We start from the raw sequence: 21,906 nt of genomic DNA on the forward strand, positions 1-21,906 counted from the left end.
AGGGCGCAGATTCAAGCCTAAACTCAAAGGTCACCGGTCATTGCAATACAGCCGGGACCGCAAACAGCCGTACAGTGTGTTGGCGTATACGGTTGTGTACAATGTGCCCCGTTTTCAGGCGATACTTGCCAGCGTCACGCTGTTGCCGTATTACCGTTAATTCGCCGCCGTTCTCCAAACCCGAGTGCTCATGAACGAACAGTTGCAACCTCTCAAGAAACAACCGCGCGCCGGCAAAACCGGTCGCACCGGCACCCAGGACGATATCGTCTATGCGCATATCTTCGAGGCGATCCTCGAACAGCGCCTGGCACCCGGCACCAAATTGAGTGAAGAGGCACTGGGCGAAATCTTTGGCGTGAGCCGCACCATCATTCGCCGTGCGCTGTCGCGTCTGGCCCATGAAGGCGTGGTGCTGCTGCGGCCCAATCGCGGTGCGGTGGTTGCCAGCCCGAGTGTCGAAGAGGCCCGCCAAGTGTTCATGGCGCGGCGTCTGGTGGAGCGCGCGATCACTGAATTGGCCGTGCAGCACGCCACCGCCGAGCAGTTGGCCGAACTGCGTCAGATGGTCAACGACGAGCGCGACAGCTTTTCCCGGGGGGATCGTGGTGCGGGTATTCGTCTGTCCGGCGAATTTCACCTCAAACTGGCGGAAGCGGCGAAGAATGCGCCGCTGATCAGCTTTCAGCGCAGCCTGGTTTCGCAGACTTCATTGATCATCGCGCAGTACGAAAGCGGCAACCGCTCGCATTGTTCCTACGATGAACATACCCAGTTGATTGACGCGATCGAGGCGCGCGATGCGGTGCTGGCGGTGGATTTGATGATGCATCATATGGATCATATCGACAGCAAGCTCAACCTTGACGAGGAAGGGGCTTCGGATGATTTGCATGCGGTGTTTTCGCATTTGTTGCAGACCAGGAAGGGTGGGCGGTCTTCGTTGAAGGTGTGAACACATTTTAAAAGTGTGGGAGGGGGCTTTAATTGTGTACATATCCGTTGCTGCGGTAACGGCTGCTTGCGGTTCCGCCCTTACGGCGGGTCACTTTTTGAAGAGCGCAAAAAGTAACCAAAAACGCTTCGCCCCACCACTCGGCACCTCGCTAATGCTCGGTGTGCCCGCACTCCGGCTTGAATCCGTGGGCCGCCGCAATGGGCCATCCCTGGCCCAGTGCGGCTAACCCGGCGTCCTGCCGGGTTACCCACGGATTCAAGCCTGCGTTCGGCCAGCGTGGTTGACGGGGCGCTTGATCAAAATCAAAAGCCAAAGCAAAGCAGATCAAAAGCAGATCAAAAGCAGATCAAAAGCAGGATCTGGTTCATTCGCTTCTCTGTGGGAGCTGGCTTGCCTGCGATGCAGACACCTCAATGCATCAGGCAGGCCCAGTCGATGCCTTCGCAGGCAAGCCAGCTCCCACATTTGATCGCGTTCACCTTCCCCGTGTAGCCAGGATCACCGTTGGTGCACCAACCGGCCAGCCGCATAGGTCTGCAACACCGTCCGATCATCCCCCAGCGTCATCAACACAAACAACGTCTCGGCAATATCTTTTGACTGCTTCAAGCGATAACTGAGCAGCGGCGTAGCGTTGTAATCCAATACCAGAAAGTCCGCATCCGTACCCGGTTGCAACGTCCCGATCCTGTCCTCCAGACGCAGCGCCCGCGCGCCGCCCAGCGTGGCGAGGTACAGCGACTTGAACGGGCTCAACCGCACGCCCTGCAACTGCATGACTTTGTACGCCTCGTTCAGGGTCTGCAGCAGCGAGAAACTGGTGCCACCGCCCACGTCGGTGCCCAGGCCGACATTGAGCTTGTGCTTCTCGGCCATCGGCAGGTTGAACAGCCCGCTGCCCAGAAACATGTTCGAGGTAGGGCAGAAGGCGACCGCCGAGCCGGTCTGCGCCAGGCGCGCGCATTCGTCGTCACACAGGTGCACGCCGTGGGCGAACACCGAGCGTTCGCCCAGCAGCTTGTAGTGGTCGTACACGTCCAGGTAGCCGCTGCGCTCCGGGAACAGCTCCTTCACCCATTCGACTTCCTGCGTGTTCTCGCTGATGTGGGTCTGCAGGTACAGGTCGGGGTATTCCCCCAGCAACTGCCCGGCCAGTGTCAGTTGCTCCGGCGTGCTGGTGGGCGCAAAACGCGGGGTGACGGCATAGTGCAGGCGGCCCTTGCCGTGCCAGCGTTCGATCAGCGCCTTGCTGTCCGCGTAGCTGGTTTGGGCGGTGTCGGTGAGGTAGTCCGGCGCGTTGCGGTCCATCATCACTTTGCCGGCGATCATGCGCAGGTCGAGTTTTTGCGCGGCTTCAAAGAATGCGTCCACCGACTGCGGGTGCACGCTGGCGAACACCAGCGCGGTGGTGGTGCCGTTGCGCAGCAGTTCCTTGATGAAAATATCCGCGACGTGCTCGGCATGGGCTTTGTCGGCGAACTGGCTTTCGCACGGAAAGGTGTAGGTGTTGAGCCAATCGAGCAATTGCTCGCCGTAGGCGCCGACCATGCCGGTTTGCGGCAGGTGGATATGGGTGTCGATCAGCCCTGGCGTGATCAGCGCGTCCTGATAATGAACGACTTCGGTATCGGCGGGCAGGCTCGGCAGCAGGTCGGCGGCGTGGCCGACGGCGCTGATAAGGCCGTTTTCGATCACCAGCAGACCGTCTTCGAAATACTCGTAGGAGGCTTCGATCCCCACTTCGGCAGGGTCGCCGATGCTGTGCAGGAGGGCGGCGCGGTAGGCTTTGCGAGTCAAAGGCATGGGGGTCTCGATTCAGATAGCTTGGCTGCGACGTGACGCCGGCAGCAGTTTGGCAATGGGTTCGGCGCGGGCAGCGTGCTGGCCGAAACTGGCGTTGTAGGTGGCGATGATTTCGCCGGCGATGGAAATGGCGATCTCCATCGGCAGTTTGCCCTTCACCTCGGTGAGGCCCATGGGGCAGCGCATGCGTTGCAAGTGCGCGGCGTCGAAACCGCGATCGCGCAGACGGTGTTCGAACTTGACGCGTTTGGTTTTGGAGCCGATCAGGCCGAAGTAGGTGAAGTCGTTGCGCTTGAGCAGGGCGGCGGTCAGTTCCAGGTCCAGCGCGTGATTGTGGGTCATGACGATGCAGTAGCTGCCCGCCGGCAGGTCGGCAATTTCGTCGACCGGCTCTTCGCTGACGATTTTACGCACGCCCTCGGGAATCTGTTGCGGAAATTCCTGCTCTCGCGAATCGATCCAGCGCACCCGGCACGGCAGGCTGGCCAGCAACGGCACCAGTGCGCGGCCGACATGGCCTGCGCCGAATACCGCAATGTGCGCCTGCACCTGGCCCATGGGCTCGAACAGCAGCACGGTCACGCCGCCACAGCACTGGCCCAGGCTGGCGCCGAGGCTGAAGCGCTCCAGGTGGGTGTTTTGCTGGCCGCGCGCAAGCATGTCGCGGGCGATCTGCATCGCCTTATATTCCAGGTGCCCGCCGCCGATGGTGTCGAAGGTCCGGTCGGCGCTGATCACCATCTTCGAACCGGCATTGCGCGGGGTGGAGCCCAGTTCTTCGATGATGGTGACGAGCACGCAGGGTTCGCCGCTGGTTTGCAGGTGGGCGAGGGCGCTGATCCAGTTGTTCATGGTGACCTCTTGTGGTGTCTGTCGGGCCGTCATCGCGGGCAAGCCCGCTCCCACATTTGACTGCATTCACACATCAAAATGTGGGAGCTGGCTTGCCTGCGATGGCAGCACCTCGGTCCTAAAGCGAACCCTGCAACCGCCGCATCTGCTCACACCCCCACAACACCCGCTCCGGCGTCGCCGGGGCATCGATCTTCGGTTGATGGCGATAACCACCGAGGCTCGCCACTGCATCCTTGATCGCACACCACGAGGCAATGCCGAGCATGAACGGCGGCTCGCCCACGGCCTTGGAGTGAAACACCGTGTCTTCCGGGTTCTTGCGGTTCTCTACCAATCTGACGCGCAAATCCAGCGGCATGTCGGCCACCGCCGGGATCTTGTAGCTGGCCGGGCCGTTCGTCATCAGTTTGCCCTTGTCGTTCCATACCAACTCCTCCATGGTCAGCCAGCCCATGCCCTGGATGAAGCCGCCTTCGACCTGGCCGATGTCGATGGCCGGGTTCAGCGAGGCGCCCACGTCATGCAGGATGTCGGTGCGCAGCATCCGGTATTCACCGGTGAGGGTGTCGACGATCACTTCGCAACAGGCCGCGCCGAACGCGTAGTAGTAGAACGGCCGCCCGCGTGACTGGCTGCGGTCGTAGAAAATTTTCGGAGTCTTGTAGAACCCCGTGCTCGAGAGTGACACCTGGGCGAAGTACGCCTGCTGGATCAACGTCTCGAAACTCAGGATCTGCTCGCGCACGCGCACATGGCCGTTGCGAAATTCCACATCCGCTTCGCTCACGTCGTACTTGCGCGCGGCAAATTCCACCAGACGCTGCTTGATGGTTTCGGCGGCGTTCTGCGCGGCCTTGCCGTTCAGGTCGGCACCGCTGGAGGCGGCGGTGGGCGAGGTGTTCGGCACTTTGTCGGTGTTAGTGGCGGTGATCTGCACGCGGTCGATGTGCACCTGGAACACCTCGGCCACCACTTGCGCGACCTTGGTGTTCAGGCCCTGGCCCATCTCGGTGCCGCCGTGGTTGAGGTGGATGCTGCCGTCGGTGTAAATGTGGATCAGCGCACCGGCCTGGTTGAGGAAGCTGGCGGTAAACGAGATGCCAAATTTCACCGGGGTCAGCGCCAGGCCTTTTTTCAGGATCGGGCTGTGGGCGTTGTATTGGCGGATCGCTTCGCGGCGCTCGGCGTACTGGCTGCTGGCTTCAAGTTCGACGGTCATCTCGTCGAGCATGTTGTGCTCGACGGTCTGGTAGTAGTGAGTGACGTTGCGCTCGGTCTTGCCATAGTAATTGGCCTTGCGCACCGCCAGCGGGTCGAGCGCCAAGTGACGGGCGATGGCGTCCATCACCTCTTCGATAGCGACCATGCCCTGGGGGCCACCGAAGCCGCGATAAGCGGTGTTGGACGCGGTGTTGGTCTTGCAGCGATGGCCGTTGACCGTGGCATCGCCCAGGTAATACGAATTGTCGGCGTGGAACATCGCGCGGTCGACAATCGAGTTGGACAGGTCCGGCGAGCAGCCGCAGTTGCCCGCCAGCTCCAGGTTGATCCCGTGCAGCCGGCCGCTGTCGTCAAAGCCCACGTCGTATTCGATATAGAACGGGTGGCGCTTGCCGGTCATCAGCATGTCTTCGACGCGCGGCAGGCGCATCTTGGTTGGCTGACCGGTAAGGCGCGCGACCACCGCACACAGGCAGGCGGGGCTCGCTGCCTGGGTTTCCTTGCCGCCAAAACCGCCGCCCATGCGGCGCATGTCGACGACGATTTTGTTCATCGACACATCGAGCACTTCAGCCACCAGTTTCTGTATTTCGGTGGGGTTTTGCGTGGAGCAGTAGACGACCATGCCGCCGTCTTCGGTGGGCATCACCGAGGAAATCTGGGTTTCGAGGTAGAAGTGTTCCTGGCCGCCGATGTGCAGGGTGCCTTGCAGACGATGTTTGGCCGTGGCCAATGCGCCCGCCGAATCCCCACGTTGGTGGGTGTGGCTGTCGAGCACGAAATGTTTGTTGCGGTAGGCCTCGACCACATCGAGCACCGGCTCCAGGTCTTCGTATTCGATCAGCGCCGCCATCGCGGCCTTGCGCGCGGTGTCGAGGTCACGGGCGGCCACGGCGAGCACCACCTGGCCGACGTATTGCACGGTGTCGATGGCCAGCAGCGGGTCGCCGGGCAGCAGCGGGCCGATGTCTTTAAGGCCTGGCACGTCTTCGTGGGTGATGACGATGCGCACCCCGTCGAAGGTGTAGCAGGGCGCGGTGTCGATGCTGAGGATGCGCGCGTGGGCACGGTCGGACAGGCGCGCATACAGGTGCAACTGGTTGGGAAATTCCAGGCGGTCATCGATGTATTGCGCTTCACCGCTGACGTGCTTGGCGGCGCTGTCGTGCTTGACGCTGCGGCCCACGCCAGAGATGATTTCCCCGGCGAACAGCTCGGCCAGTTCGGCCTGGGTGTTAACGACGGCGTGATGGTTAGACATAAGCGGTCACCCGAGTCTCGACGTGCGGCGTCTGCAGTTCGATGAAGTATTTGCGCAGCAGGTTTTGCGCGCTGAGCAGGCGGTATTCCTTGCTGGCGCGAAAATCCGAAAGCGGGGTGAAGTCATCGGCCAGGGCGGCGCAGGCGTGTTCGACGGTGGCGGCGTTCCAGGTGGCGCCGACCAGCGCGGCTTCGCAGTTTTTCGCGCGTTTGGGCGTGGCGGCCATGCCACCAAAAGCAACGCGCGCTTCGCTGACCACGCCGTTGTCGACCTTCAGGTTGAAGGCGGCGCAGACCGCTGAAATATCATCGTCCAGACGCTTGGACACCTTGTACGCACGAAACAGCACGTGGCCCTTGGGCACGATGATTTTTTCGATGAATTCGCTGTCTTGCCGGGCGGTAACACGGTAGTCGATGAAGTAGTCTTCCAGCGCCAGGGTGCGCCGGGTGTTGCCCTTGCACAGCACGATCTGCGCGCCCAGGGCGATCAGCAACGGCGGTGAATCGCCAATCGGCGAGGCGTTGCCGATATTGCCACCCAGGGTGCCCTGGTTGCGGATTTGCAGGGAGGCAAACCGCTGCAGCAGTTCGCCGAAGTCCGGGTAGGCCTGGTGCAGGGCGCTGTAGCAGTCGGAGAGGGGGGCGGCGGCGCCGATTTCCAGGCGGTCGTCGAAGGACTCGATGCGCTTCATCTCGTCGATGTTGCCCACATAGATCATCACCGGCAGCGTGCGGTGAAACTGCGTGACTTCCAGCGCCAGGTCGGTGCCACCGGCGAGCAGTCGGGCCTGTGGGTAGGCGTCGTAGAGGTCGGCCAGGTCGGCGACGGTGAGCGGCACCAGGCAGCGTTTGTCGCCGCTGCTCAGCTCGCCGGTCTGGGTGGGCGCGATGGCCTTGAGGCGCGCGATGGTCTGTGCTTGGCGGCTGTCGAACTGGTCCTGGGGTTTGTTGCAGCAAGCCTGCTCGGCGGCGGCCAGGATCGGGCGGTAGCCGGTGCAGCGGCACAGGTTGCCGGCCAGGGCTTCGTGGGCTTTGCGGCTGTCGGGCGAATCGCTGTTCTTTTGCAGGGCAAACAGCGACATCACAAAGCCCGGCGTGCAAAAGCCGCATTGCGAGCCGTGGCACTCGACCATCGCCTGCTGCACGCTGTGCAATTGGCCCTGGTGCTTGAGGTCTTCGACGCTGATCAGTTGTTTGCCGTGCAATGACGAGACAAAGGTCAGGCACGAATTGAGGCTGCGATAACGAATCTGCTCGACGCCGCTGTCATCGCGGTGCAACTCGCCCACCACCACGGTGCACGCGCCGCAGTCACCGCTGGCGCAGCCTTCCTTGGTGCCGGGTTTGCCCACGTGTTCACGCAGGTAGTTGAGCACCGTCAGGTTGGGGTCCAGGGCATGCTCGCTACGGAGTTCCTGGTTGAGTAAAAACTGGATCACGGAAGGCCTCGCAGATTCATTATTGTTGTAACCGCTTTGCGCCGAATCTAGTCATGTCTGACTTTTCGGTCAATTAGTTTCTGACTTAAGGGTCAAGAAAGCGCGGTCACAGCATCCTCAATTAAGGTTCAGGCTTTTTAAACCGGCGCATTTACGGGGTGATGAGCTGCAATAACTGCTTATTTCATGCCAAATTCGCCCCTGTGGGCGTAGCGCCATCAGCGAGCCAATGCGCTACACTGCCGCGCTGTCAACGATAGAAGATTTTGAAGGGAAAACATGACGTTCAAGGCGCCGGACAGTCTCGCCGAGCAAATTGCTCACCACCTCGCCGAACGTATCATTCGCGGCGATTTAAAGCCTGGGGAACGCATCCAGGAACAGAAAGTCACGCTGGCGCTGAATGTCAGCCGTGGTTCCGTGCGCGAAGCCTTGCTGATCCTCGAACGTCGCCACCTCATCGCGATCCTGCCGCGCCGTGGCGCCCATGTCACCGAACTGACTGCGCACAAAGTGCAGAGCCTGTGCACGTTGATGGGCGAGCTGTATATCCTGCTCGGCAATGCGGTCGCCGAGGGCTGGCAGACTCAGACCGACATGGCGCCATTCGTGCAGATCCAGCAGCGCCTGGTGAGCAATTTCGAACGCCAGGACATCCGCGCCTTCGTCGAAGAAAGCTTCAACGTGATGCGCGCCGCATACCCCTTCGCCAACAACCCGTATCTGCAGGAAACCATCGAGAACCTGCAACCGGCGATGAACCGTGCCTACTACCTGGCCCTGGATCAGCGCAAGGCGAGCATGAGCGAGTACCTGGCGCTGTTCGAGCAACTGCTCGCCGCCGTGCTCGAGCGTGACTTGGCGCAGATTCGCACGGTGCTGTCGGCCTACTGCCAGCGCAGCAGCTCGCTGGTGATCGCCGCGTTGGCGGACGCCTAAACGTGCGGCTCAAGTGCATCAAGCTGGCGGGGTTCAAATCCTTCGTCGACCCGACCACGGTGAACTTCCCCAGTAACATGGCGGCGGTGGTCGGGCCCAATGGGTGCGGCAAGTCGAATATCATCGACGCCGTGCGCTGGGTGATGGGCGAGAGTTCGGCGAAGAACCTGCGTGGCGAGTCGATGACCGACGTCATCTTCAATGGCTCCACCAGCCGCAAACCGGTGAGCCAGGCCAGTATCGAGTTGGTGTTCGACAACTCTGACGGCACCCTGGTCGGCGAGTACGCCGCCTACGCGGAGATCTCGATTCGCCGCAAGGTCACCCGTGACAGTCAGAACAGCTACTTCCTCAACGGCACCAAGTGCCGTCGACGCGACATCACCGATATCTTCCTCGGCACCGGCCTGGGCCCGCGCAGCTACTCGATCATCGAGCAGGGCATGATCTCCAAGCTCATCGAAGCCAAGCCCGAGGATCTGCGCAACTTCATCGAAGAAGCCGCCGGCATCTCCAAGTACAAGGAGCGCCGCCGTGAGACCGAAAACCGCATCCGCCGCACCCATGAAAACCTCGCCCGCCTGACCGACCTGCGCGAAGAGCTGGAGCGCCAGTTAGAGCGCCTGCACCGCCAGGCCCAGGCGGCCGAGAAGTATCAGGAATACAAGGGCGAGGAACGCCAGCTCAAGGCGCAGCTGTCGGCCTTGCGCTGGCAGGCGCTGAACGAGCAGGTGGGCCAGCGCGAAGCGATCATCGGCACCCAGGAAATCAGCTTCGAAGCCCTGGTGGCCGAGCAGCGCAACGCCGACGCCAGCATCGAGCGCCTGCGTGACGGGCACCATGACCTGTCCGAGCGCTTCAATCTGGTGCAGGGGCGCTTCTATTCGGTGGGCGGCGACATTGCCCGCGTCGAGCAGAGCATTCAACACGGCCAGCAGCGCCTGCGCCAGCTGCAGGACGACTTGAAGGAAGCCGAGCGCGCGCGTCTGGAAACCGAGTCGCACCTGGGCCATGACCGCACCCTGCTGCTGACCCTCGGCGAAGAGCTGGACATGCTCACCCCCGAGCAGGAGATCACCAACGCCGCCGCCGAGGAAGCCGCCGCCGCCCTGGAAGAAGCCGAAACCACCATGCACGGCTGGCAGGAGCAGTGGGACGCCTTCAACCTGCAATCTGCCGAACCGCGCCGTCAGGCCGAGGTGCAGCAGTCGCGCATCCAGCAACTGGAAACCAGCATGGAGCGCCTGGCCGAGCGCCAGCGCCGCATGCTCGAGGAGCGCGCGCTGCTCGCCGCAGACCCTGAAGACGCGGCGATCATGCAATTGAACGAGCAACTGGCCGAAAGCGAGATGACGCTTGAAGAACTCGAAGCCAGCGAAGAACAGCAAGTGGAGCGCCTGGAGCAACTGCGTCAGCAATTGCACACGGCGACCCAGGCCCAGCAGCAGGCCCAGGGCGATTTGCAGCGGCTCAATGGCCGGCTGGCATCCCTTGAGGCATTACAGCAAGCCGCCCTGGACCCGGGCACCGGCACCGCCGAATGGTTGCGCGACCAGAACCTGGCCGAGCGTCCGCGCCTGGCTGAAGGCCTCAAGGTGGACGCTGGTTGGGAATTGGCCGTGGAAACCGTTTTGGGCGCCGACCTGCAAGCGGTGCTGGTCGATGACGTTGGCGGTTTCGACCTGGCCGGGTTCGCCCAGGGCGATCTGCGCCTGCTCAGCCCGGACGCCGATGGCAAACGGGTGCCAGGCAGCCTGCTCGACAAGGTCGAGGCGGCCGTTGACCTGTCGCCTTGGCTGGGCCAGGTCAGGCCGGTCGAATCCCTCGACGAGGCGCTGGCCCAGCGCAGCCAGCTGGCGGCGGGTGACAGCCTGATCAGCCGCGATGGCTACTGGGTCGGGCGCCATTTCCTGCGTGTGCGCCGTGCCAGTGAAGCCGAAAGTGGCGTATTGGCCCGTGGCCAGGAAATCGTCAACCTGAGTGCCGAGCGCGAAGAGCGCGAAGCCACCCTGGAGCGCCTGGAAACCGAATTGCAAACCCTGCGTGCCACCCAGCGCCAGCAGGAAACCGGTCGCGAACACCTGCGCCGCCTGTTGCAGGACGAAGCGCGTCAGCAGGGCGAATTGAAAGCGCAGCTCTCGGCGAGCAAGGCCAAGGCCGAGCAACTGACCCTGCGCCGCACGCGTCTGGACGAAGAAGTCGCCGAGATGGGCGAGCAACGCGCCCTTGAACACGAACAGATCGGCGAGGCGCGCCTGCAATTGCAGGAAGCTCTCGACAGCATGGCCCTGGACACCGAGCAGCGCGAGCTGCTGCTGGCCCAGCGCGACAGCCTGCGCGAACGCCTTGACCGTGTGCGCCAGGAAGCCCGGCAGCACAAGGATCACGCCCATCAGTTGGCGGTGCGCCTGGGCTCATTGCGCGCCCAGCACGCGTCCACCGCCCAGGCCCTCGAACGCCTGGAGATGCAGTCCGAACGCCTCACCGAAAAACGCGAGCAATTGAGCTTGAACCTGGAGGAGGGCGAAGCGCCGCTGGAAGAGCTGCGCCTCAAGCTTGAAGAGTTGCTCGAAAAGCGCATGAGCGTCGACGAAGAACTCAGGACCGCGCAGATCGCCCTGGAAGATGCCGACCGCGAACTGCGCGATGCCGAGAAGCGTCGCACCCAGGCCGAGCAGCAATCGCAGTTGATCCGGGGTCAACTCGAGCAGCAGCGCATGGAGTGGCAAGCCCTTACCGTGCGCCGCAAGACCCTGCAGGATCAGTTGCTCGAAGACGGCTACGACCTGCACGGCGTGCTTAATACGCTGACCGCCCAGGCCAACGAGAAAGACGCCGAAGAAGAACTCGAACGCATTGCCGCGCGCATTCAGCGTCTGGGCGCGATCAACCTCGCGGCCATCGATGAATATCAGCAGCAGTCCGAACGCAAACGTTATCTGGATGCCCAGGATGCCGACCTGGTCGAAGCGCTGGACACGCTGGAAAACGTGATTCGCAAGATCGACAAAGAAACGCGCAACCGCTTCAAGGATACCTTTGATCAGATTAATGGCGGTTTACAGGCCTTATTCCCGAAAGTTTTCGGCGGTGGCAGCGCTTATCTGGAACTGACGGGCGAAGATCTACTCGATACAGGGGTGACGATCATGGCGCGTCCGCCGGGCAAGAAGAACAGCACCATCCATTTGTTGTCCGGCGGCGAAAAAGCCCTGACCGCACTGGCGCTGGTATTTGCCATCTTCAAGCTCAACCCGGCGCCGTTCTGCATGCTCGACGAGGTGGATGCGCCGCTGGATGACGCGAACGTCGGGCGCTATGCAAGGCTGGTCAAGGAGATGTCCCAGACCGTGCAGTTCATCTATATCACCCATAACAAGATCGCCATGGAAATGGCTGATCAACTGATGGGAGTGACGATGCACGAACCGGGGTGTTCGCGATTGGTGGCGGTGGATGTGGAAGAAGCGCTGAAGATGGTGGAATCTTAAGCGCTGCCATCGGCGAAAATGCGTGGTGCGATATAGGGCGTTTTACCAATCTGGAGAAAGTGGCAAATGGACATATTTGTTCAAGGCATTTTGACAGACGGTGTAAAGTTATCTTTGGTCGTGCTAGTTTAATGTCAATTTTTCGTACGCGTGGGCAAAACGTCAGTCAGAACATAGAGTTGGCGCCACGTTTTAAAGCGGTTTGCACGGTGCTAAACCCCTTATTTTTCAGCATTTTTTATTAGAGGCACGGGATTACATGGAAATCGGTCTGCGCGAGTGGCTGATCGTCATCGGCATCATTGTGATTGCCGGTATTCTTTTTGATGGCTGGCGCCGTATGCGCGGTGGCAAGGGCAAGCTGAAGTTTCGTCTGGACCGCAACCTGTCCAACTTGCCCGACGACGACGGCAGCGCCGAGCTGCTGGGGCCGCCCCGTGTGCTCGATACCCATAAAGAGCCGCAGTTGGACGAGCATGACCTGCCGTCGATGAGCGCGCCGCAGCGTGAAGCCCGCGAGCCGTCCAAACGTGGCAAACGCGGCAATGCCGGCGCCGCCGAACCGCATCAGGGTGACTTGAACCTCGACGTGGACGAAGGCCCGAGCTTCAGCAGTCGCGACGATGATTTCCCCGATGAAAACGTCGGCAGGCAGGCCTCGCGCCAGTCTGTCAGCGATCAGCCGGCCGCCGAGGAAGTGCTGGTGATCAGCGTGATCTGCCGCGACGCGGGTGGCTTCAAGGGTCCTGCGCTGTTGCAGAACATTCTCGAAAGCGGCCTGCGCTTTGGCGAGATGGATATTTTCCATCGTCACGAAAGCATGGCCGGTAACGGCGAAGTGCTGTTCTCCATGGCCAACGCGGTCAAACCCGGCACCTTCGATCTGGACGACATCGACCTGTTCAGCACCCCGGCGGTGAGTTTCTTCCTCGGCCTGCCAGGCCCGCGTCACCCGAAACAGGCGTTCGACGTGATGGTGGCCGCAGCCCGCAAGCTGTCCCAGGAGCTCAACGGCGAACTCAAGGACGACCAGCGCAGCGTGCTGACCGCCCAGACCATCGAACATTATCGTCAGCGCATCGTCGAGTTCGAGCGTCGTGCCCTGACACAGAAACGCTGAGGTTCGATCTTAAGCGTTGTCTGTAGAATCCGTGCACTAACATATTGAGCAGCTTCGGCTGCTCTTTTGCTTTATGAGAGAACACCCATGACCGCCGCCCACACCCGCATTCTCGAACTGCGCGCTGAACTGGATCAGCACAACTACCGCTATCACGTGCTCGACGAGCCGAGTATTCCGGACGCCGAGTACGACCGCCTGTTCCATGAGCTCAAGGCCCTGGAGGCCGAGCATCCGGAGTTGGTGACGCGCGATTCGCCGACCCAGCGGGTGGGCAGCGCGGCGTTGTCGGCGTTTACCCAGGTGCGCCATGAGATCCCCATGCTCAGCCTGGGCAACGCGTTCGATGAGAGCAGCATGCTGGAGTTCGATCGGCGCGTGACCGAGGGCCTGGACCTGCCGGCCGGCGACCTGTTCGGCGCTGTGGAGTACAGCTGCGAGCCGAAGCTCGATGGCCTGGCGGTCAGCCTGCTGTACCAGGACGGCGAGCTGGTGCGTGGCGCCACCCGTGGCGACGGCACCACCGGCGAAGACATCAGCGTCAACGTGCGCACCGTGCGCAACATCCCGCTCAAACTGCACGGCAGCGGCTGGCCGGCGACCCTGGAAGTGCGCGGCGAAGTCTTTATGTCCAAGGCCGGTTTCGAACGGCTCAACGCATCGCAGCTGGAAGTTGGCGGCAAGACCTTCGCCAACCCGCGCAACGCCGCCGCCGGCAGCCTGCGCCAACTGGACTCGAAGATCACCGCCAGCCGCCCGCTGGAATTCTGCTGCTATGGCATCGGTCAGGTGACGACGGATATCAGTGACAGCCATATCGGCAACCTGCAGCAGTTGCAGCAGTGGGGCCTGCCGATCAGCCACGAACTCAAACTGGCCAAGGGCATTCAGGATTGCCTCGATTATTACCGCGACATTGGCGAGCGGCGTAACAGCCTGCCCTATGAAATCGACGGCGTGGTGTTCAAGGTCAACCGCATTGCCTCCCAGCGCGAACTGGGCTTTCGCGCCCGCGAGCCGCGCTGGGCCATTGCCCATAAATTCCCGGCCATGGAAGAGCTCACCGAGCTGCTCGATGTTGAGTTCCAGGTGGGCCGTACCGGCGCTGTGACGCCGGTGGCACGTCTGAAGCCAGTGAAGGTGGCCGGTGTGACGGTGTCCAATGCCACGTTGCACAACATGGATGAAGTGGCGCGCCTGGGTCTGATGATTGGCGACACGGTGATCATCCGCCGCGCCGGCGACGTGATCCCCCAGGTGGTCTCGGTGGTCACCGAGCGCCGCCCCGAGCATGCCCGTGCGGTGCAGATCCCCGAGCGTTGCCCGGTGTGCGGCTCCCACGTGGAGCGCACGCAGCTGGTCAAGCGCAGCAAGGGCAAGGAAACCGTCAGCGAGGGCGCGGTGTACCGTTGCGTCGGCCGCCTGGCCTGTGGTGCGCAGCTCAAGCAGGCGATTATCCATTTCGTCTCGCGCCGGGCCATGGACATCGACGGCCTGGGCGACAAAACCATCGAGCAACTGGTGGATGAAAAACTCATCGGCTCGCCTGCCGATCTCTACAAGCTCACGTACGAGCAGATCATCGACCTGGAAGGCTTCGCCGATATTTCCAGCAAGAAGCTGATCACCGCGATTGAAAACAGCCGCACGCCAACTCTGGCGCGCTTTATCTACGCCCTGGGCATTCCCGATGTGGGCGAGGAGACCGCCAAGGTGCTGGCGCGCTCCCTGGCCTCGCTGGAGCGGGTGCAGCAGGCCTTGCCGCAGGTGCTGACGTACTTGCCGGACGTGGGCCTGGAAGTGGCGCACGAGATCCATAGTTTCTTCGAGGACGGCCATAACCGGCAGGTCATCGGCGCGCTGCTGTCGCCGGATGAATGCGGCCTGCAGTTGCAGGATCAGGGCGACCTGAGCGCCGAGTTTGCCGCCAGCACCACCCTGGGCGGCTTGCTCGACAAGCTGCACGTGCCGTCCGTCGGTCCGGGCGCGGCGCAGAAGCTCGCCGACAAGTTCGGCAGCCTCGAAGGGGTGATCCAGGCCGACTGGCTCGACATGCGTCAGGCACTGCCCGAGAAGCAAGCCAAGGCGGTGCGCGAGTACTTCGATAACCCGGAAAATGCCCGCCATGCTCTGGCCATCGAGCAGCAGCTCAAGGACTTTGGCATGCACTGGGAGAGCGAGAAAAAGGTCGTCGAAGGCTTGCCCGAAGCCGGGCACACCTGGGTCCTCACCGGCTCTCTGGAACTGATGAGCCGTGAGGTGGCCAAGGAGAAGCTTGAAAGCCTGGGCGCCAAGGTGGCCGGTTCCGTGTCTGCGAAAACCCATTGCGTGGTGGCCGGGCCGGGGGCGGGGTCGAAGCTGGCCAAGGCCAGCGAGCTGCAGCTCAAAGTGATGGATGAGGCAGCCTTTATAGAGTTCCTGGGCAGTCACGGCAAAGCCTGACGCTGCGCGGGGGAACGATCCCGCGCGCAAGGTGATCTAGTCTCTGTCTTCCCGTGAGAGATCGCCATGTTCCGCTACTTCGAGCAACTCAGTTCGCGCATTGCCGCCCCGTTCATGGCCGGATCCTCGCGTAACAGCAAGGTCTGGCAATGCCGCTGCGGCCAGTCGCTGTTCTTTCGCAACAGCCAGTGCCTGGCCTGCTCGGCCCTGCTGGGCTACCACCCGCAGCAGAGCCGTTTGTCGTCGCTGCAACCAGGCCCGGTGGTCGACACCTGGCAGATGGATGACAACCTCGACGCCGGCACCTTTCGCCGTTGCGCCAACCTCGACACACCGGCGGCGTGCAACTGGTTGATCCCGGCCCACAGCACCGACGCGCTGTGCGTGGCTTGCAGCCTGAACCGCACCATTCCCGACCTGTCGATTGCAGAAAATCACCAACGCTGGGGCAAGGTTGAGACGGCCAAGCGTCGGCTCGTCGCGCAATTGATCAGCCTGGGCCTGCAAGTGGTGCCCAAAAGCGTGGATGAGGAAGCGGGCCTGGCGTTCGACTTCGTCGGTGTCGACCTTGAAGGCAATGCGCCCACCACCGGGCATGCCAACGGCCTGATCACCCTCGACATCAAGGAAGCCGACGACGCCCATCGCGAGAAGGTCCGCGTGCAGATGCATGAACCCTACCGCACCTTGCTCGGGCATTTTCGCCATGAGGTCGGCCATTACTATTGGGATCGCCTGATCGCCAGCAGCCACTGGTTGCAGCCGTATCGCGACCTGTTCGGCGACGAACGCGCCAGTTATGCCGATGCACTCGATCAGCACTACCAGCACGGCCCACGTGCCGACTGGCAGCAGACTTGCGTCAGTGCCTACGCCACCATGCACCCGTGGGAAGACTGGGCGGAAACCTGGGCCCACTACCTGCACATGATGGACGCCGTCGACACCGCGCTGGGTTTTGGCATGAGTGCCCGTGAAATGGACCTGGATTACCAGCCGTTTCCCCTCACGACCCTCTACGACCCCGAGCACCCGGGCGGTCCGGCGTTCCTGTCGTTCGTCAACGCCTGGATCGAACTGGCCGGCATGCTCAATGAACTGTCCCGCAGCATGGGCCAGCCGGATTTCTATCCCTTCGTGCTGCCGCCTGCGGTGATCGCCAAGCTGCACTTCATTCACCTGGTGATTCAGGAAGAGGGCGGCCGGGCTGATGAGGTCTTGCTGGCAAAATGAAAAGAGCGCCAGGGGTGAGGCGCAAGACTGTGGCAAGTGCTTGAACCACTGGATGTTTTTAATCCGGTACCAACGGTTGTAACTTCCGATGAGATCGGTACAATGGCCCCGCTTGCCGAGAGGCAGGCGTCGTTATGGTGACCCCATCGGTCCCCCCGCAACGATTACCCGTGAACCTGGTCAGAGCCGGAAGGCAGCAGCCACAGCGGGAACATTGTGTGCCGGGGTGTGGCTGGTGGGGTTGCCTCCATAACGTTCCCCCTCCTGATTCAACTCAAAAATCTTTTATTCAGCCCTCTGCCCATTTTTCATGGCGCGGACGACTCCGGCTGGACAACGTTCAGCGGCCTGCTAATTTCAATCATGCAAATGACCTCAGTGCTGGAGTAGTGAAGAAGTGAAGGCGCTCATTTCCTGAAGACTTAGGATGATTGCCATGACCACTTCTCCAGATTTATCCGGTTCTATCGGTGCTTCAGTCGGCACCCTCGGTAAAGCCAGTAATGTGCCTGCCGATGTTCGATACATCCAACAGCTGTTCAATATGATCGCCTCATCATCCGTTTCGCCCCTGGTAGTGGACGGCAAGTCGGGCCCGCTGTTGAATCAGCGCATCGTCGACTTTCAGAAAAATCGCCTCAATGTCGCCAGCCCCGACGGCGTCATCGACCCGGGCGGCAGGACGTTTAAAGGGTTGATCGAAGCTGCCCGCTCGGGCGGACAACCCGCTGCGGCGGTTCCGTCGCCAGTCCAGGCCGCGTCAGACAAGCAGCCGTTGGTTACCCAGGCCACCTGCGACGGTAACGTGACCCTCAGCGATGCCGACTTCAAGCAGGCTGCGCTCGCGTTGGGCAACGGTATCGAGGTGAATATCATCAAGGCGTTCGCCATTGTGGAGTCGGGCGGGCGTTCCGGGTTCGGGCCGGAAAAATTCCCGGTGCTCGCCTACGAGCGGCATATCTTCCACAAGTACACTCAGAAAAAGTACGACAGTACCCACCCCAATCTCTCGGCGCCCTATATGGCAAAGGCCGACACACAATGGCGAATCAATAACAAGGATCAGGCCACCGCCTGGCAAACCTTGCGCGCGGCCTACAGCCTGGACCAGAAAGCGGCATTGATGTCCGCGTCGTATGGCATGTTTCAGATCATGGGGTTCAATTTTGCCGCGTGTGGTTTCAAGGATGTGTTCGATTTTGTTGCTGCGATGAAGCTTAACGCCGGCCAGCAATTGAACGCGTTTGTCGGTTTCTGCAGCAAGAACGCGGCGTTGGTCAAAGCCATGAAGACCCGGGATTATGTGGGGATGGCCCGTAACTACAACGGTCCGCAATACGGCGATTACGACCAGCGAATCAAAAAGGCTTATGAAAAGCTGCAAGCCGGTCAGTAGCGTCCAGCGTAGGCTGTTTCTTGTCAGGAAACAGCCTATGGACAACCCCCAATCACCTTGTTAGCGTCCGCCAGCTTCTTGTTCATGGCATGGCAAATGTGCGCAATTGATAGTGAATTGGGGAAAAACAGGATGATCCGTTTTCTGGTGGTGGGTGTGTTGTCGTTATGCGCCATGGGCCCTGCCTTGGCGGGTCCGGTGCAGGTGCATTCGGGTAGATACGAAGGTTTGATGCTGGCCGTGACGCCGCAGCATGAGATTGAGGGCTATTACGCCGAGCAAATGGGCGAGGGCGTGACGCGCAGTTGCGCGTTCTACCTGCAAGGCAAGGCTGAAGCGCTGACTACCTGGCTCGATGCCGTCTACCCCGGGAGCGTGGCGCCGTCAGCCGAGGGTGTGACGCTGACTGTGGAGCAGGGCCGTCAGCATCCCGGTTGCATGAATGTGTTGATGCCCGAGATTGCCACCGGTCTGGACTTGAGTGAGACTGCCGATACGAAGTGGATCGGTCTGGTGACCGTGTCGGCCGACAAGGCCTACCTGCTTGAAGCGCCGGGCGCTGCGGCCGCCAAACGGCCTTATATCGTCAAGCATGATGTGGTGGGTGTGCTGGCCTTCAAGGATGGCTGGGCTCAGGTTGAGTTCACCAATGCCAGGGATCGCACGTACACCGGCTGGATCAGCCAGGATCAGTACGCCCGGTTAACCCTACCCAAAAGCTGATCCTGCTTGTGGTCGCGGGCCGTTGTAGCGAGCGGGGCAAGCCCGCTCGCCACAAGTGTGATCCCGCATTTGTGTCAACCAATGATCGTGCTGGTCAGCATCGCCGCCATCAGTCCGCAGGGGCATTGGCGGCGGGGCGTCCGGTGTACAGCTGAATAATGCTGTCTATTTCTCCGGATTTCTTCATGTGCTGCAACGTGCGCAGAATCTGTTGCACTGGCACGTCCGGGGCATTGCGCACCATGCACCTGAGGTCTTGCTCTTCAATCGTTGCTACCTTATGCAAGCGTTGCCCAACCGGGACTTTCTGATTGAAGCGATCCACGATCCATTCATTCATCACCGCATAGTGGAAGCGTCCGGCCACCAGCTTTTGCAACACTTGTTCCTCACTGCGGGCATCGTCGCGGCTGAGCTGGCCGCTGGCAAACAGCAGGTCGAGCAGGGGGTAGCGGTAGTTGAGCACCGTGCCGATCGGCTGCGCGGCCAGTTCGTCCACCTTGACCGGCAGGCTGCTGACGCTGACCAGCACATCTCGCTGCACCATCAGTGGCACGCTCCAGCTGTAGTTGCCTGACAGGTCGTTGACCCAGGCCTGGGCCACGTGACAGCGCACATCAATGTCGCCATGGGCCATGGCCGCGGCAATCCGCACCCGCGACAGCACATGAAAACTGACCGGGCGACCCACTTGGGTGGCCAAGCTCGACATGAGGTCATACAAAATTCCCTGGGTGGGCACGCCGCCGTCCACTTGTACCATCGGCATCGCCAAGCTGTCGGAAACCGAGAAACGCAGCGGCGCAGGGGCCGCCAGGGTGGCCGTGGCTATCATCCATAAAGCGCCCAGAACTACGCGCATATACCCTCCATGTTAAGGCCTTCGAGAGGCTGTTGAGCACAGCTTAGTCAGATTAGGCGAGCGTGCCGGATGCAATTTCCCCCTTGCTCCGCTAGCATTACCGGCTTCCGCTTCCCAGTTGCGACGGTTTTCGATGAGTTATCAGGTTCTTGCACGTAAATGGCGCCCGCGCTCGTTCCGCGAAATGGTCGGCCAGACCCATGTGCTCAAGGCTCTGATCAATGCCTTGGACAGCCAGCGGCTGCACCATGCCTACCTGTTCACCGGTACGCGGGGGGTGGGCAAGACCACTATCGCGCGCATCATCGCCAAATGCCTGAACTGTGAAACCGGTATCACTTCGACGCCCTGCGGCACCTGCTCGGTGTGCAAGGAAATCGACGAAGGGCGCTTCGTCGACCTGATCGAGATCGACGCCGCCAGCCGCACCAAGGTCGAAGACACCCGCGAACTGCTCGACAACGTGCAGTACGCCCCCAGCCGTGGCCGCTTCAAGGTCTACCTGATCGACGAAGTGCACATGCTGTCCAGCCATTCCTTCAACGCGCTGTTGAAAACCCTGGAAGAGCCGCCGCCCTACGTCAAATTCATCCTCGCCACCACCGACCCGCAGAAACTTCCTGCGACTATTTTGTCGCGCTGCCTGCAGTTCTCCCTGAAAAACATGACCCCGGAGCGCGTGGTCGAGCATCTGACCCATGTGCTGGGCGTGGAGAACGTGCCGTTCGAGGACGACGCACTGTGGCTGCTTGGCCGCGCCGCCGATGGCTCGATGCGCGACGCGATGAGCCTCACCGACCAGGCCATCGCCTTCGGTGAAGGCAAGGTCATGGCCGCCGATGTACGCGCCATGCTCGGCACCCTCGACCATGGCCAAGTGTTCGACGTGCTGCACGCGCTGATCGAGGGCGACGCCAAGGCGTTGCTCGAAGCCGTGCGCCACTTGTCGGAGCAGGGCCCGGACTGGAACGGCGTGCTCTCGGAAATACTCAATGTGCTGCACCGTGTCGCCATCGCCCAGGCGCTGCCTGAAGGCGTCGACAACGGCCATGGCGACCGCGACCGCGTGCTCGCCCTGGCCCAGGCGCTGCCGGCCGAAGATGTGCAGTTCTATTACCAGATGGGCCTGATCGGCCGTCGTGACCTGCCGCTGGCGCCGGATCCGCGCGGTGGCTTCGAGATGGTGCTGCTGCGCATGCTGGCCTTTCGGCCCGCCGATACGGCCGACGCGCCGAGGCAGCCGCTAAAGCCAGTGGGGATCAGCCAGGCCACAGTTGATTCCGCCAAACCCGTGGCGGTTGCAGCGCTAGTGACTGCACCTGTTGTGCCAGCACCGGAGCCGGCACCGGTCGTGGTCGAGCCTGAGCCTGAGCCCGCGGCGGTCGTCGATCTGCCCTGGAACGAGCCGGTTGCCGCCGAGCCCGAGCCCGAACAGCAGCCCGCCGTGGAGCCCGTGCTGGAAACCACCGGCGAGCAGCCCGAGCTGACGCCGATGCCCACGCCGACCCCCGACAGCGTGGTGCCGGATGCCCCCGAGTGGGTGTCTGCGCCAGTGCCCGAGCCGACCGTTGCGCAGGTTGAGGCCGCCGTTCCGGCTATCGACCTCGACGACGAACCGCCGCTCGACGAAGATTACATCGAGCCCGATATGGATTCGGCCTACAGCTACCTGGACGAACTGGCCAGCGAACACATTGCCGAACCGGCACCGGAGCCCGAAGCGGAACCCGCCGCAGCCCCGGCCACCGGGCTGGCGTTGCAATGGCTGGAGTTGTTCCCGAAACTGCCGATTTCCGGCATGACCGGCAGCATCGCCGCCAATTGCACCCTGATCGCCATCGACGGCGACCACTGGCTGCTGCACCTGGACCCGGCCCACAGCGCCCTGTTCAACGCGACCCAGCAGCGCCGGCTCAACGATGCGCTCAACCAGTACCACGGGCGCACGCTGACCATCGCCATCGAGCTGATCAAGCCCGAGCAGGAAACCCCGGCCCAGGCCGCGACCCGTCGGCGCATCAACCGCCAGCGCGATGCGGAACACTCGATCCAGGCCGATCCGCTCATCCAGCAGATGATGCAGCAGTTCGGTGCGGTGGTGCGTCACGATACTATTGAACCTGTCGAGGCTCCGGTGACCCAAGCGTCATGACACCGGGCT

The 21,906-nt window shown here is 61.7% G+C and carries 14 protein-coding genes and 1 other RNA gene; 10 read left to right on the top strand and 5 right to left on the bottom strand.

The window, feature by feature from the left end:
- Positions 1-190 precede the first annotated feature (190 nt).
- On the top strand, positions 191-955 hold the full coding sequence (locus TU75_RS09385) for a GntR family transcriptional regulator (protein WP_003230388.1): 765 nt from the start codon (positions 191-193) through the stop codon (positions 953-955).
- A 501-nt stretch (positions 956-1,456) separates the two neighbouring features.
- Here the strand turns inward: TU75_RS09385 and guaD are convergent.
- The 4 genes from guaD to xdhA form a co-directional block, all read right to left on the bottom strand.
- Positions 1,457-2,761, bottom strand: coding sequence for a guanine deaminase (guaD, locus tag TU75_RS09390; protein WP_060548767.1), 1,305 nt, complete (start codon positions 2,759-2,761; stop codon positions 1,457-1,459).
- A gap of 12 nt (positions 2,762-2,773) precedes the next feature.
- Positions 2,774-3,613, bottom strand: coding sequence for a xanthine dehydrogenase accessory protein XdhC (xdhC, locus tag TU75_RS09395; RefSeq protein WP_003230395.1), 840 nt, complete (start codon positions 3,611-3,613; stop codon positions 2,774-2,776).
- Positions 3,614-3,731: 118 nt separating this feature from the next.
- Positions 3,732-6,098, bottom strand: coding sequence for a xanthine dehydrogenase molybdopterin binding subunit (gene xdhB / locus TU75_RS09400; RefSeq protein ID WP_060548768.1), 2,367 nt, complete (start codon positions 6,096-6,098; stop codon positions 3,732-3,734).
- The gene (xdhA, locus tag TU75_RS09405; RefSeq protein WP_060548769.1) at positions 6,091-7,539 is read right to left on the bottom strand and encodes a xanthine dehydrogenase small subunit; all 1,449 of its coding nucleotides are present in this window, start codon (positions 7,537-7,539) and stop codon (positions 6,091-6,093) included. Before xdhA ends, xdhB begins: the two co-directional genes overlap by 8 nt.
- Before the next feature lie 279 nt (positions 7,540-7,818).
- On the opposite strand from xdhA, the gene TU75_RS09410 reads away from it, so the two are divergent.
- From TU75_RS09410 to TU75_RS09445, 8 genes are all read left to right on the top strand, one after another.
- Positions 7,819-8,478: a GntR family transcriptional regulator gene (locus TU75_RS09410; RefSeq protein ID WP_060548770.1), complete on the top strand. Its 660-nt coding sequence runs from the start codon at positions 7,819-7,821 to the stop codon at positions 8,476-8,478.
- A 2-nt stretch (positions 8,479-8,480) separates the two neighbouring features.
- Positions 8,481-11,969: a chromosome segregation protein SMC gene (smc, locus tag TU75_RS09415; RefSeq protein ID WP_060548771.1), complete on the top strand. Its 3,489-nt coding sequence runs from the start codon at positions 8,481-8,483 to the stop codon at positions 11,967-11,969.
- Positions 11,970-12,228: 259 nt separating this feature from the next.
- Positions 12,229-13,089, top strand: coding sequence for a cell division protein ZipA (gene zipA, locus TU75_RS09420; protein ID WP_003230404.1), 861 nt, complete (start codon positions 12,229-12,231; stop codon positions 13,087-13,089).
- An 87-nt stretch (positions 13,090-13,176) separates the two neighbouring features.
- Entirely contained in the window at positions 13,177-15,531 is a 2,355-nt protein-coding gene (gene ligA, locus TU75_RS09425) for an NAD-dependent DNA ligase LigA (protein ID WP_060548772.1), read from the top strand.
- 66 nt (positions 15,532-15,597) lie between these two features.
- Positions 15,598-16,764 (top strand): zinc-binding metallopeptidase family protein, encoded by a 1,167-nt coding sequence (locus TU75_RS09430; RefSeq protein WP_003230408.1) that lies wholly within the window; start codon positions 15,598-15,600, stop codon positions 16,762-16,764.
- A gap of 144 nt (positions 16,765-16,908) precedes the next feature.
- Positions 16,909-17,005, top strand: an RNA gene (gene ffs, locus TU75_RS09435) — signal recognition particle sRNA small type.
- Positions 17,006-17,200: 195 nt separating this feature from the next.
- Complete coding sequence (locus tag TU75_RS09440; RefSeq protein WP_060548773.1) at positions 17,201-18,160, top strand: N-acetylmuramidase family protein; 960 nt, start codon at positions 17,201-17,203, stop codon at positions 18,158-18,160.
- Between the two features lie 132 nt (positions 18,161-18,292).
- Complete coding sequence (locus TU75_RS09445; RefSeq protein ID WP_060548774.1) at positions 18,293-18,883, top strand: hypothetical protein; 591 nt, start codon at positions 18,293-18,295, stop codon at positions 18,881-18,883.
- 109 nt (positions 18,884-18,992) lie between these two features.
- On the opposite strand, the gene TU75_RS09450 is transcribed toward TU75_RS09445, so the two are convergent.
- Positions 18,993-19,745 (bottom strand): substrate-binding periplasmic protein, encoded by a 753-nt coding sequence (locus TU75_RS09450; protein ID WP_060548775.1) that lies wholly within the window; start codon positions 19,743-19,745, stop codon positions 18,993-18,995.
- A 133-nt stretch (positions 19,746-19,878) separates the two neighbouring features.
- Between TU75_RS09450 and dnaX the strand changes: the two genes are divergently transcribed.
- Positions 19,879-21,897: a DNA polymerase III subunit gamma/tau gene (dnaX, locus tag TU75_RS09455; RefSeq protein WP_060548776.1), complete on the top strand. Its 2,019-nt coding sequence runs from the start codon at positions 19,879-19,881 to the stop codon at positions 21,895-21,897.
- The last annotated feature ends 9 nt before the right edge of the window (positions 21,898-21,906 follow it).

It is taken from the genome of Pseudomonas poae, from assembly GCF_001439785.1.
Lineage (GTDB): Bacteria > Pseudomonadota > Gammaproteobacteria > Pseudomonadales > Pseudomonadaceae > Aquipseudomonas > Aquipseudomonas poae.